General features: G+C 52.3%; 10 protein-coding genes, 6 tRNA genes and 1 other RNA gene. 11 read left to right on the forward strand and 6 right to left on the reverse strand.

Annotation, left to right across the window (positions count from 1 at the left end; translation table 11 throughout):
- Positions 1-87 precede the first annotated feature (87 nt).
- A complete protein-coding gene (gene glk, locus BZK41_RS18635) occupies positions 88-1053 on the reverse strand; it encodes a glucokinase (protein WP_079939123.1) in 966 nt (321 codons plus the stop codon).
- A gap of 204 nt (positions 1054-1257) precedes the next feature.
- Between glk and BZK41_RS18640 the strand changes: the two genes are divergently transcribed.
- Positions 1258-2493 carry an ion channel protein gene (locus BZK41_RS18640; RefSeq protein ID WP_079939124.1) on the forward strand — a complete coding sequence of 412 codons (1236 nt, stop codon included), beginning with the start codon at positions 1258-1260 and terminating at the stop codon, positions 2491-2493.
- Here the strand turns inward: BZK41_RS18640 and BZK41_RS18645 are convergent, their stop codons facing one another.
- Positions 2494-4146, reverse strand: a complete 1653-nt coding sequence (locus BZK41_RS18645) for a thiamine pyrophosphate-binding protein (protein ID WP_079939125.1) — start codon at positions 4144-4146, stop codon at positions 2494-2496. It abuts the gene before it with no gap.
- Between the two features lie 182 nt (positions 4147-4328).
- Here BZK41_RS18645 and mgrA point away from each other — a divergent pair, with 182 nt between their 5' ends.
- Positions 4329-5318 (forward strand): L-glyceraldehyde 3-phosphate reductase, encoded by a 990-nt coding sequence (gene mgrA, locus BZK41_RS18650; RefSeq protein WP_079939126.1) that lies wholly within the window; start codon positions 4329-4331, stop codon positions 5316-5318.
- A gap of 137 nt (positions 5319-5455) precedes the next feature.
- Positions 5456-5782 (forward strand): DUF2502 domain-containing protein YpeC, encoded by a 327-nt coding sequence (ypeC, locus tag BZK41_RS18655; protein ID WP_079939127.1) that lies wholly within the window; start codon positions 5456-5458, stop codon positions 5780-5782.
- A gap of 32 nt (positions 5783-5814) precedes the next feature.
- Here ypeC and BZK41_RS18660 read toward each other — a convergent pair whose 3' ends face one another.
- Positions 5815-7053, reverse strand: coding sequence for an Nramp family divalent metal transporter (locus tag BZK41_RS18660; RefSeq protein ID WP_003834891.1), 1239 nt, complete (start codon positions 7051-7053; stop codon positions 5815-5817).
- A gap of 344 nt (positions 7054-7397) precedes the next feature.
- On the opposite strand from BZK41_RS18660, the gene nupC reads away from it, so the two are divergent.
- A complete protein-coding gene (nupC, locus tag BZK41_RS18665) occupies positions 7398-8600 on the forward strand; it encodes a nucleoside permease NupC (RefSeq protein WP_038642445.1) in 1203 nt (400 codons plus the stop codon).
- A 150-nt stretch (positions 8601-8750) separates the two neighbouring features.
- Here nupC and BZK41_RS18670 read toward each other — a convergent pair.
- Positions 8751-8826 (reverse strand) — tRNA-Ala (locus BZK41_RS18670).
- Between the two features lie 42 nt (positions 8827-8868).
- Positions 8869-8944 (reverse strand) — tRNA-Ala (locus BZK41_RS18675).
- 221 nt (positions 8945-9165) lie between these two features.
- Between BZK41_RS18675 and BZK41_RS18685 the strand changes: the two genes are divergently transcribed.
- Positions 9166-9528, forward strand: a complete 363-nt coding sequence (locus BZK41_RS18685) for a YfeC-like transcriptional regulator (protein ID WP_003028277.1) — start codon at positions 9166-9168, stop codon at positions 9526-9528.
- Position 9529: 1 nt separating this feature from the next.
- Complete coding sequence (locus BZK41_RS18690) at positions 9530-9922, forward strand: YfeC-like transcriptional regulator (RefSeq protein ID WP_079939128.1); 393 nt, start codon at positions 9530-9532, stop codon at positions 9920-9922.
- A 59-nt stretch (positions 9923-9981) separates the two neighbouring features.
- Here BZK41_RS18690 and gltX read toward each other — a convergent pair whose 3' ends face one another.
- A complete protein-coding gene (gene gltX / locus BZK41_RS18695; protein ID WP_008785393.1) occupies positions 9982-11397 on the reverse strand; it encodes a glutamate--tRNA ligase in 1416 nt (471 codons plus the stop codon).
- A 258-nt stretch (positions 11398-11655) separates the two neighbouring features.
- Here gltX and BZK41_RS18700 point away from each other — a divergent pair.
- From BZK41_RS18700 to BZK41_RS18720, 5 genes are all read left to right on the forward strand, one after another.
- Positions 11656-11731, forward strand: a tRNA-Val gene (locus BZK41_RS18700).
- Positions 11732-11777: 46 nt separating this feature from the next.
- Positions 11778-11853, forward strand: a tRNA-Val gene (locus BZK41_RS18705).
- Positions 11854-11900: 47 nt separating this feature from the next.
- Positions 11901-11976, forward strand: a tRNA-Val gene (locus tag BZK41_RS18710).
- Positions 11977-11980: 4 nt separating this feature from the next.
- Positions 11981-12056 (forward strand) — tRNA-Lys (locus tag BZK41_RS18715).
- Positions 12057-12085: 29 nt separating this feature from the next.
- Positions 12086-12211: non-coding RNA, RtT sRNA (locus tag BZK41_RS18720), on the forward strand.
- Positions 12212-12323 lie beyond the last annotated feature (112 nt).

Genomic DNA, 12323 nt, shown 5'->3' on the forward strand with positions numbered 1-12323 from the left:
GTCGTTAACTGATCGGCATTACGTCAGAAGCGCGGTTTTATGGGATGTATGGGCCGGATGATCGCTAAATGACATCCGGCATTGGCCTTACAAAATATGACCCAACGTCTGACGCAAATGCGCACCGGATCCAAGCAGGCCTGGGTTATCATGCACAATCAGATACACCGGGATGTCCTGTACGTAGGCTTTAAAACGTCCTTTATCTTCAAAACCACCGCGGAAGCCCGACGCTTTAAAGAAGTCGAGGAAGCGTGGCACGATCCCCCCGGCGATGTACACGCCACCAAACGTGCCCAGCGTTAACGCCAGATCGCCACCAAAACGTCCCATGATGACGCAGAACAGCGACAGCGCACGGCGACAGTCAATGCAGGAATCTTCCAGCGCCCGTGCGGTGATATCCTTCGGCTGCAGATTTTCTGGCAAGCGTCCGTCTGATTTGACGATAGCGCGATACAGATTCACCAGTCCCGGACCGGACAGCACACGCTCAGCGGAAACATGACCAATTTCTGCGCGCAGAACCTCAAGGATAATCCCCTCTTCTTCGCTGTTAGGCGCAAAATCCACGTGGCCGCCTTCACCGGGCAGGCTTACCCAGCGTTTATCTACATGTACCAGATGCGCCACGCCGAGTCCGGTTCCTGCGCCATAGACAGCAATCGGTTTACCTTCAATAGGTTCCGCGCCACCAAACTGGATCAAATGCTCTTTTTTCAGCATCGGGATCGCCATCGACACAGCGGTGAAATCATTGATGATTTCCAGATGGCTGAAGCCCAGATTTTTTTTCATCTCAGCAATAGAAAATGCCCAGGTATGGTTGGTCATTGCCACCCAGTCGCCGGTGATCGGACAGGCAATGGCAATGCAGCCATCTTCGACGCTGACGCTATGCTCATCCAGGTACACGCGCACCACCGCTTCGAGGCTTGGGTAATCCAGCCCGGAATAGGTTTTTGCCTGCGAAATCTCGCCACTGGAAATATCGCACAGAGCAAGACGCGCGTTGGTGCCGCCAACATCACCTACTAAAGCATATTTTGTCATTCTTCCACTGCTCCGCTAAAGTCAGAATAAATCTTTGCCACACTGTAAATTCATGGGGACATAACAACAACGGTCTGAAGGCTGACGCCCGTGGAAAATCGATCCAGATCACATAATTACTTTATCGTTTCAGCATCATTTGCAGCGATGCCGTCAGGCTGGCTGTGCAAACTATGTCTATGACTCTGTTTTAAGGAATAGAAAATGCTCCATCCGCGAGCCAGAACGATGCTCTTGCTATCAACTCCAGCGCTAATCATTGGCATAGCGTCCAGCCTGGTGTTGATCGTTGTGATGAAAGTGGCTTCCGTTTTACAGCAGTTTTTGTGGGAGCGCCTGCCCGTTAGCATTGGTATAGCCCAGGACTCTCCGGTCTGGATTATCGGTATGCTGACGCTCACGGGGATCATGGTCGGGTTAGTTATCCGCTACAGTCATGGCCACGCTGGCCCGGATCCGGCCTGTGAACCGTTAATTGGTATGCCGGTGCCAACGTCAGCAATACCGGGCCTGCTGGCAGCGCTTATCCTTGGCCTCGCGGGTGGCGTCAGTCTGGGTCCGGAACACCCGATCATGACCGTCAATATCGCGCTGGCAGTGGCACTGGGTAGCCGCATGTTTCCCCGCATTGCGAAACTGGACTGGACCATTCTCGCCTCTGCCGGCACCATCGGCGCGCTTTTTGGCACCCCCGTTGCCGCCGCGCTGATATTTTCGCAAACGCTGAATAGCTCAAACGATGTGCCCTTGTGGGATCGCCTGTTTGCGCCGTTAATGGCCGCCGCCGCAGGTTCTCTGACCACCAGCCTGTTTTTCCACCCTCATTTTTCACTGCCCATCGCGCACTACACGCAGATGCATCTGGTCGATATTCTCAGCGGCGCGGTTGTTGCCGCTATCGCCATTGCTGCCGGGATGATAGCTGTCTGGTGTCTGCCGCGTTTGCATCATTTAATGCATCGATTAAAACACCCAGTCCTGATCCTTGGGGTTGGCGGTTTCATACTCGGCATTTTGGGCGTTATTGGTGGGCCGCTTACTTTATTTAAGGGACTGGACGAAATGCAGCAGATGGCGTTTAGCCAGACGCTGGGGACATCAGATTATTTCATGCTCGCCGTCATTAAGCTGGCGGCGTTAGTGGTTGCAGCAGCGAGTGGTTTTCGCGGTGGGCGAATCTTCCCGGCGGTATTTGTTGGCGTCGCGCTTGGCCTGATGCTGCACGCTCACGTTGAAGCTGTGCCAGCAGCCATCACGGTTTCCTGCGCGATCCTTGGACTGGTGCTCGTCGTCACCCGTGACGCCTGGCTGAGCCTGTTTATGGCAGCAGTGGTGGTGCCAGATTCCACCCTGCTGCCGCTGCTGTGCATCGTCATGCTGCCCGCCTGGCTGCTGCTGGCAGGCAAACCGATGATGGTCGCTGAGCGCCCTGATAAATAGCTATCCGCCGTTGCGAGATTCCAGCGCACGGGTCACCGTGCGCAATAATTCAGGAAGATCGGCTTTTGGTAGCAGCACCTCAATTAACGACAGTCGTTGCGGATGGGACAGCCGGGCCAGTACTTCTTCCAGCTGTACCGCCTGCTTCACCCGCCAGCATTCGGCCTGACATTCACGACTAAACGCCTGCGGCACCAACGTCCAGCTCCAGGCCGCGATGTCGTTATAGCGCTGATTTGCCCCGTGTATGGCCCGTTCCACGGTATAACCGTCATTGTTGAGCAGTAAAATAACCGGCGACTGCCCGTCTCTGAGCATGGAGCCCAGCTCCTGAATGGTGAGCTGCGCCGCACCATCGCCAATAATCAGGATCACCCGACGTTCCGGACAGGCCGTTTGCGCGCCGAATGCCGCCGGGAGCGCGTAGCCGATAGATCCCCACAACGGTTGAACCAGCACTTCCGCCCCGCAAGGTAGCGAGAGCGCAGCCGCGCCAAAGGCGGCGGTCCCCTGATCGACGAGGATAATGTCATCAGGCTTCAGAAACTGCTGCACCGTGTGCCAGAAGTTTTCCTGCGTTAGTGGGCCCTTCTCAACCTGAACACGCCCAAGTGGCGGACGTTCTGGCGGTAGAGAAAACGACATTTCCAGGCACAGCTCACGTAATGTGGTGACCGCCTGCTCCATCGGGATGTTAAACCAGTGCGCTCCAATTCGTGACGCATGAGGCTGAACCTCAATGGTGCGGTCCTGCGGCAACTGTTGCGTAAACCCAGCTGTCAGGGTGTCGACAAATTGCGTACCGACACACATTATCGTATCGGCATCTTCTATCGCCTGACGTACATAATCGCTGCTGGCTCCGGCGCTGTATGTGCCAACGAACGCCGAATGACGCTCATCGAACAGTCCTTTGCCCATCAACAGCGTGGCATGAGCTATCGGCGTTTCCGCCATCCAGCGCTGTAAAACTGGCTGCAGGCCAAAACGTAGCGCGAGAAAATCCGCCAGCAGTGCTACGCGCGGGCTATCCAGCAGCCGCTCGCGGGAATGGAAGCGAAACGCTTCTGCCACACTGCTTTCAGGCTCGCTGAGAGGAACAATCAGGATGTCATTCGGTGGCGTGGCGGGCTGTTTTGCTACATCAGCAGGTAACATCAGATAACCCGGCCTGCGTTCGGTAAGCATCGTTCGCAGCACGCGGTCAATTTCATAGCAGGCATTTTGTTCATCCAGTATCGCGCTGGCCGTTGTTACCGCCTGCTGCATGCGGTAAAAATGCTGAAAGTCACCGTCACCCAAAGTGTGATGCATCAACTCTCCGCGACGCTGCGCGCCGCGGCAGGGTGCGCCGACAATATGCAAAACAGGAACATATTCCGCATAGCTTCCCGCGATACCGTTAATTGCGCTTAACTCCCCCACACCAAACGTGGTGAGCAGCGCCCCTACCCCGGATACCCGGGCATAGCCATCTGCCGCATAAGCCGCATTCAATTCATTCGCACACCCGACCCAACATACGTTGGGATGTTCAATCACGTGGTCAAGAAACTGCAAATTATAATCGCCCGGCACACCAAAGAGATGGCCGACGCCACAGCCTGCCAGCCTGTCCAGCAGGTAATCAGCAACGGAATACGGGGTTTGCATGACAGCTATCCTTCTGACGGTAACCTCATGTTGAGTATCGAAGAACTGTTATGACTGTCCAGGAAAGTCGCTGTGAAGGGGTGGAAAGCAAGATGTACAGTTTTGACGATTAATAATTCATTGCAGTCTGCTTTGTGTAAACGTATACACTCAATGATACACGTTATCCTACAGGGGGCTACATGGCTTATCAGGCTGATGAAAATCGTTACCAGACAATGGAGTACCGCCGCTGCGGTCAGAGCGGCCTTAAGCTCCCAATTGTCTCTCTGGGTTTGTGGCACAATTTTGGTGATACCACGCAGGTCGAGAACAGCCGGGCATTGTTACAGCGCGCATTCGATCTGGGGATCAACCATTTTGATCTGGCAAATAACTATGGTCCACCGCCGGGTTCGGCAGAACGGAATTTTGGTCGGATCCTGCAGGAAGATTTTTTACCGTGGCGAGATGAACTTATTATCTCCACAAAAGCGGGCTACACCATGTGGGAAGGTCCCTACGGTGACTGGGGTTCACGCAAATATCTGATTGCCAGTCTCGATCAAAGCCTGAAGCGTCTGGGGCTGGAATATGTCGATATCTTCTACCACCATCGCCCAGACCCTGAAACGCCGCTCAGAGAAACCATGCGCGCGCTGGATCACATCGTCCGTCAGGGCAAAGCGCTGTACGTCGGGTTGTCTAACTATCCGGCAGATCTTGCCAGGCAGGCGATTGAAATACTCGACGATTTAGGTACGCCATGCCTTATTCACCAACCCAAATATTCCATGTTTGAACGTTGGGTCGAAAGCGGTCTGCTGTCGTTATTACAGGAAAAAGGTGTCGGCAGTATCGCCTTCTCACCGCTGGCTGGCGGAAAGTTAACCGACCGCTATCTGAACGGCATTCCTGCGGATTCTCGAGCGGCAAGCACCAGTCGCTTTCTGAATCCGGACCAGATCACTCCACAAAAACTGGAAAAAGTGCGGGCGCTGAACGCGCTGGCAGAGCGACGCGGACAAAAGCTTTCCCAGATGGCGCTGGCATGGGTGTTACGGGATGACAAAGTCACGTCAGTGCTGATTGGCGCGAGTAAAACGGCGCAGATTGAAGACGCTGTCGGCATGCTGGCCAACCGTCACTTTACGTCTGAAGAGTGCGCGGAGATTGATGCTATCCTGAGTTGATTGAAATAAAGACACATTTATTAACAAAAAGTGCTCTCATTTACGATTTAAGAGTTAAGGCGATGAAACGGGGCTTTACTGCCCCGTAATATTGCGTTAACAGGCCGGCTACGGCTCGATCGTGAAGGAGAGAAAACATGTTCAGGTCACTGATTCTGGCGGCAGTCTTATTGGCTTTTACACCGCTGGCCGCGAACGCTGGCGAAATCACCCTGCTGCCATCAATAAAATTACAAATTGGCGATCGCGATAACTACGGTAACTACTGGGATGGCGGGCGCTGGCGCGACCGGGATTACTGGCACCATAATTATGAGTGGCGTAAAAATCGCTGGTGGCGTCATGACAACGGCTACCATCGTGGATGGGACAAACGCAAAGCTTACGAGCGCGGCTACCGTGAAGGCTGGAATGACCGTGACGACCATCGCGGACGCGGACGTGGTCACGGACACCACCATTAATGTAACAAAAGGGCCAGTGGGCCCTTTTGTTTTTACAAACCAAGTGCGGTTCCTACCAACAACCAGATATTGAGCGCCACCACCAGCACAACAATCACCCAGCCTACCTGTTTTACCCATCGGGTATTGACCAAATCGCCCATCAGCTGACTGTTGCTGGTGAAGATCAGTAGCGGCACCAGCGCCAGCGCAATACCAAAACTGAGCAACACCTGGCTCATCACCAGAATACGCGTCGGATCTAATCCCATCAGAATCACAATAAATGATGGCATCATGGTGACGGTACGGCGTACCCATAGCGGAATGTGAAAGCGGATAAACCCTTGCATCACCACCTGCCCCGCCAGCGTACCGACCACGGTAGAAGAAAGTCCCGCAGCCACCAGGCTTAAACCGAATACCGTCGCCGCAGCGTGACTCAACAGCGGTTCAAGGGTCAGATACGCCTGATCGAGATCGGCAATACCGGTATGCCCGCTAAAATGAAATGCAGCGGCAGCCGTCGCCATCATCGCCAGATTGACAAATCCAGCAATCGTCATGGCGATAGCCACATCCCATTTCGTGGCCGCATAGCGCTGTTGACGTGTTCCGCCGTGCAGATGCTGGGTTAAGGAAGAGTGCAGATAAATGACGTGTGGCATGATAGTCGCACCGAGCACGCCAGCGGCCAGGAACACCGCTTCGGAATTAGGCAGGCTCGGGATAACCATTCCCTTGCTAAGCTGCGCGAAGTTCGGCTGGGAAAAGATCAGTTCCACAATGTAAGCCGCAGCCACAAACAGCAGCAAGCCGCCAATCACTTTTTCCAGCGGCTTTTGCCCACGGCGTTGTAGCATCAGAATCAAAAAAGTCGCAATACCGGTGAGCACAGCCCCCTGCAATAACGACACACCGAGGATCAACTTGAAACCAATCGCGGCGCCAATGAATTCAGCAAGGTCCGTCGCCATGGCGATAATTTCGGCCTGCACCCAGTAAAACCACACCACTGGACGAGGATAGTGATCGCGAATTTGCTCCGCCAGGTTTTTACCCGTGGCAATGCCAAGCTTTGCCGACAGCACCTGGATCAGCATCGCCATCAGATTTGCCCAGACCACCACCCACAACAGTTTATAGCCAAAGCTGGCCCCTGCCTGGATGTTGGTGGCGAAGTTGCCCGGATCGATGTAGCCGATCGCCGCGATGAACGCAGGTCCCATTAATGCGAGCTTCAACTTGCGCGCTGCCCGTCCACTGCTACTCTCAACGCGATCGTTAGTCATTTTAGTGCCTCAGAAACATAGCCTTTGCTATGTTTCAAGCTACGCCTATTGAGAATGATTATCAAATTCATTTTAATGGGTGAAGTTGATTTCTCTGATAGCGTTTGTCTATGGATCGATAAGGATTCTGGAAATACCGGTGAGATGTTTAATTATTGTTATGAGATTAGCACAATGACATAACTTTTCACTTCCATACTAAACATAACAGAAGTGTATCACCGATCACTAATTTTGAATCTCGTCACAGGTCCTTATTATAGTGTGTGTTTGATCTCGTTTTCTTTATGGTTGTTACATAGAATGTGCACGAAAACTAAACCTGCCTCATATTTGGAGCAAATATGGACCGCGTTCTTCATTTCGTCCTGGCCCTTGCCGTGGTTGCGGTACTCGCACTGCTGGTAAGCAGTGACCGTAAAAAAATCCGCATTCGTTATGTTATTCAATTGCTTGTTATTGAAGTGTTACTGGCATGGTTCTTCCTGAACTCTGATGTCGGTCTGGGCTTCGTGAGAGGCTTCTCCGAGATGTTTGAAAAACTTCTCGGATTCGCTAATGAAGGGACAAACTTTGTCTTCGGCAGCATGAACGATAAAGGCCTGGCATTCTTCTTCCTGAAAGTGCTGTGCCCAATCGTCTTCATTTCCGCCCTGATCGGTATTTTGCAGCATATCCGCGTTCTGCCGATTGTCATCCGCGCAATTGGTTTCCTGTTATCCAAAGTGAACGGTATGGGCAAGCTGGAATCCTTCAACGCCGTCAGCTCCCTGATCCTGGGTCAGTCCGAGAACTTTATCGCCTATAAAGATATTCTCGGCAAAATGTCTCGCAATCGTATGTACACCATGGCTGCAACGGCGATGTCTACCGTTTCCATGTCTATCGTCGGCGCGTACATGACCATGCTGGAGCCGAAGTACGTGGTTGCTGCGCTGGTATTGAACATGTTCAGTACCTTTATCGTGCTGTCGCTGATCAACCCGTATACCGTTGATGCCAGCGAAGAAAACATCCAGATGTCTAACCTGCACGAAGGCCAGAGCTTCTTCGAAATGCTGGGTGAATACATCCTGGCAGGTTTCAAAGTGGCAATTATCGTTGCGGCGATGCTGATTGGTTTCATCGCGCTGATCGCTGCCCTGAACGCCCTGTTCGCCACCGTGACCGGCTGGTTTGGCTACAGCATCTCCTTCCAGGGCATCCTGGGCTACATCTTCTACCCGGTTGCATGGGTAATGGGTGTGCCGTCCAGCGAAGCGCTGCAGGTAGGCAGTATCATGGCGACCAAACTGGTTTCCAACGAATTCGTCGCGATGATGGACCTGCAGAAAATCGCCTCTACGCTCTCTCCACGCGCTGAAGGTATCATCTCTGTATTCCTGGTCTCCTTCGCTAACTTCTCTTCCATCGGTATTATCGCCGGTGCGATTAAAGGCCTGAACGAAGAGCAAGGTAACGTGGTTTCCCGCTTTGGTCTGAAGCTGGTGTACGGCTCTACCCTGGTGAGCGTACTGTCTGCATCTATCGCCGCACTGGTGCTGTAAGCGTAAGACAACGTCGTATTGATAAGACCGGGGAGATTCTTCTCCCCGGTTTTTTTATGCCTGCTATTCAGCAAACCGAAGAGATACAGGGTAAGAAAAGGCAGGATACAGAAACAAAAAACCCCCGCTTTTCAGCGAGGGTTCAAATTTTGGTGGAGCTAAGCGGGATCGAACCGCTGACCTCTTGCATGCCATGCAAGCGCTCTCCCAGCTGAGCTATAGCCCCACGATGCTATTACGTATGTACCAAATTTATTGGGATTAAATTTGGTGGAGCTAAGCGGGATCGAACCGCTGACCTCTTGCATGCCATGCAAGCGCTCTCCCAGCTGAGCTATAGCCCCATTACGTAAAGCTTGTCGAGTTGACGGGCGGCATCATATGAATTCCCTTCGCGTGTGTCAACGGCAAAATTAACTCATAGAATTCAATCGCTGAAAAAGCAGTCAAATGAAGAACATTGCGTAACAACTCGCATTCAGTAGTTAAACGCGTCACGGTTTCTACTAAAATGGTGCTATAAAATGAGCCACTAATTAACCCCACGACTATTCAGGGAATCGTTATGTTCAAGGAACGGATGACGCCAGAAGAACTTGCTAATCTGACCGGATACAGCCGACAGACCATCAATAAATGGGTGCGCAAGGAGGGTTGGGCTACATCACCAAAACCAGGCGTACAGGGCGGTAAAGCGCGTCTGGTTCACGTCACCGAACAAGTTCGTGAATACATTCGCAGTGCTGAACGTTCAGCCGAAGGTTTATCAGATAATTTATCGTTATCCGGCGATACCTCTATCGAAGCTCTACTGATTAGGCTCGCCAAAGAAATGACACCATCAGAACAGAAAATGTTTACGTCACTGATCCTGCGTGAAGGCATTACGGGTTTATTACAACGCTTAGGGATCCGCGACAACAAATAATATGAAAAAATTACGCAGCAAAATGACGACTGAAGAACTGGCGGAATGTCTCGGGGTTGCCAAACAAACCGTCAATCGTTGGATCAGAGAACATAACTGGACCACCGAAAAGTTTCCCGGCGTTAAAGGGGGTCGTGCAAGGCTGATTCATATCGACTCCAGCGTCCGTACGTTTCTGCTCAATATTCCGGCTTTTCGCAAAGTACCTGAAATTTATCAGGCTGAGGAACCGCTGGCAGAATACACCCACGTGGTGCGTAGCCACGCCTGTCGCCAGATAATTAGCGCACTGGACAACATGTCCCCAACGGAACAAGAAAAGCTCGCGATGTATATTTCGCGCGAAGGTATTCGCACTTTCCTTACCCGCTTAGGTATTGATGAGTCTGAATAACAGGCAAAAAAACGGCAGGATGCGTGCGCTCCTGCCGTAATTTCATCGGTCAATCTGTCTTACTGCTGGCTTTCACGCTCAGCAATAAACGCCAGTGCTTTATTAATACGCTCAATGCTACGGGATTTACCAATCGCATGCACTGTAACGTCTAACGCCGGAGACTGACCCGCGCCGGTTACGGCTACGCGCAGCGGCATCCCAACTTTACCCATACCCACTTCCAGCTCATCAGCGGTCGCCTGAATCGCGTGGTGCACGTTTTCTGCCGTCCACTCGCTGATAGCAGCCAGTTTGTCGCGAACCACTTCCAGCGGCTGACGCGCTACCGGACGAAGGTGTTTCTTAGCTGCATCCGCGTCGAACTCAGCAAAGTCTTCGTAGAAGTAGCGGCAGCTCTGTGCCATCTCTTTCAGCGTTTTGCAGCGCTCACCCAGCAGTTTAACCAGCTCAGACAGCTGCGGGCCGACGCGAGTATCGATATTTTCCTGCTCAATGTGCCATTGCAGATGCGTTGCCACATATTCCGGTGCCAGCGAATTAATGTAGTGATGGTTCAGCCACTGCAGTTTTTCGGTGTTGAATGCACTGGCAGACTTGCTCACCGCACCAAGGGAGAACAGTTTGATCATCTCTTCACGGGTGAAGATTTCCTGATCGCCGCTGGACCAGCCCAGACGCACCAGATAGTTCAGCAGCGCTTCCGGCAGGTAACCGTCGTCGCGATACTGCATAACGCTGACCGCACCGTGACGTTTAGAGAGTTTTTTACCGTCGTCGCCGTTGATCATCGACACATGTGCATAAACCGGCACCGGCGCATTCAGCGCTTTCAGGATGTTAATCTGACGCGGAGTGTTGTTGATATGGTCTTCACCACGAATAACGTGAGTGATTTCCATATCCCAGTCGTCGACCACAACACAGAAGTTGTAGGTCGGGGAACCATCGGTACGGCGGATGATCAGATCGTCCAGCTCCTGGTTGCTGAATTCGATCGGCCCACGGATCTGGTCGTCAAAAATAACGGATCCGTCCTGCGGGTTGGCAAAACGCACCACGCATGGTTCATCAGCAGCATGATGTTCATGGCCGTGGCGGCAGCGACCGTCGTAACGCGGCTTCTCACCGTTTGCCATCTGCTCTTCACGCAGTGCGTCCAGACGCTCTTTGGAGCAGTAGCATTTATACGCGGTACCGGCTTCCAGCATCTCATCAATCACGGCGTTGTAGCGATCAAAACGTTTAGTCTGGAAGTACGGGCCTTCATCCCATTCCAGATTCAGCCAGTTCATGCCATCCATAATGGCTTCAATAGCTTCCGGAGTGGAGCGTTCGAGATCGGTGTCTTCAATACGCAGCACAAACTCACCGTCATGGTTACGTGCAAAAAGCCAGGAATATAGAGCAGTACGCGCACCACCGACGTGCAGGTAACCTGTCGGGCTTGGCGCGAAGCGAGTTTTGATTTTCATGAAATGGCCTTACGTTTATAAAGATGCCGACAACCGGCAAATCCTGGGAAGATTATCAGGCTCGTATTCTATCACTGTGGTCTGATTCCTCAATGTTGTTCAGGTTGGAACATCACGCTTTGCCATTTTCGTATACAAATCATGCTGCATGGATTGATTTGCGATCGTTTTGTTTAAATTTACGACGAACGAACAAATTATTTAGAAAATGCGTTGACTCATTTTCAACTCTCCCTATAATGCGACTCCACACAGCGGGGGTGATTAGCTCAGCTGGGAGAGCACCTCCCTTACAAGGAGGGGGTCGGCGGTTCGAACCCGTCATCACCCACCAACTACTTTATGTAGTCTCCGCCGTGTAGAGTAAGAAATTGAGAAGTGGGTGATTAGCTCAGCTGGGAGAGCACCTCCCTTACAAGGAGGGGGTCGGCGGTTCGATCCCGTCATCACCCACCACTTTCTCGCCAGCTGGATTTCTTACAATAAAATTGAAGTACCGAAGTGGGTGATTAGCTCAGCTGGGAGAGCACCTCCCTTACAAGGAGGGGGTCGGCGGTTCGATCCCGTCATCACCCACCACTTCGGGGCGTTAGCTCAGTTGGTAGAGCAGTTGACTTTTAATCAATTGGTCGCAGGTTCGAATCCTGCACGCCCCACCAATGTAAAAAGGCGCCCTAAAGGCGCCTTTTTGCTATCTGTGATTTATAAGATTCGAACCTGCTGCAGGTTCGGGTCGAACGTAGTGAGACAACGGAGCCGTTCACGGCGACGGCCCAAAGGGCGAGCAAAGCGAGTCATCCTGCACGCCCCACCAATGTAAAAAGGCGCCCTAAAGGCGCCTTTTTGCTATCTGCGATTTATAAGATTCGAACCTGCTTGCCTGATGCGCTGCGCTTATCAGGCCTACAGACGCCCCTGACACACGC

The organism is Citrobacter sp. A316 (genome assembly GCF_002042945.1).
GTDB classification, from domain to species: domain Bacteria; phylum Pseudomonadota; class Gammaproteobacteria; order Enterobacterales; family Enterobacteriaceae; genus Citrobacter; species Citrobacter portucalensis.

Coding starts and splice junctions, on each gene's coding strand:
- glk (WP_079939123.1), bottom strand. CDS start 1,053: ATGACAAAATATGCTTTAGTAGGTGATGTTGGCGGCACCAACGCGCGT.
- BZK41_RS18640 (WP_079939124.1), top strand. CDS start 1,258: ATGCTCCATCCGCGAGCCAGAACGATGCTCTTGCTATCAACTCCAGCG.
- BZK41_RS18645 (WP_079939125.1), bottom strand. CDS start 4,146: ATGCAAACCCCGTATTCCGTTGCTGATTACCTGCTGGACAGGCTGGCA.
- mgrA (WP_079939126.1), top strand. CDS start 4,329: ATGGCTTATCAGGCTGATGAAAATCGTTACCAGACAATGGAGTACCGC.
- ypeC (WP_079939127.1), top strand. CDS start 5,456: ATGTTCAGGTCACTGATTCTGGCGGCAGTCTTATTGGCTTTTACACCG.
- BZK41_RS18660 (WP_003834891.1), bottom strand. CDS start 7,053: ATGACTAACGATCGCGTTGAGAGTAGCAGTGGACGGGCAGCGCGCAAG.
- nupC (WP_038642445.1), top strand. CDS start 7,398: ATGGACCGCGTTCTTCATTTCGTCCTGGCCCTTGCCGTGGTTGCGGTA.
- BZK41_RS18685 (WP_003028277.1), top strand. CDS start 9,166: ATGTTCAAGGAACGGATGACGCCAGAAGAACTTGCTAATCTGACCGGA.
- BZK41_RS18690 (WP_079939128.1), top strand. CDS start 9,530: ATGAAAAAATTACGCAGCAAAATGACGACTGAAGAACTGGCGGAATGT.
- gltX (WP_008785393.1), bottom strand. CDS start 11,397: ATGAAAATCAAAACTCGCTTCGCGCCAAGCCCGACAGGTTACCTGCAC.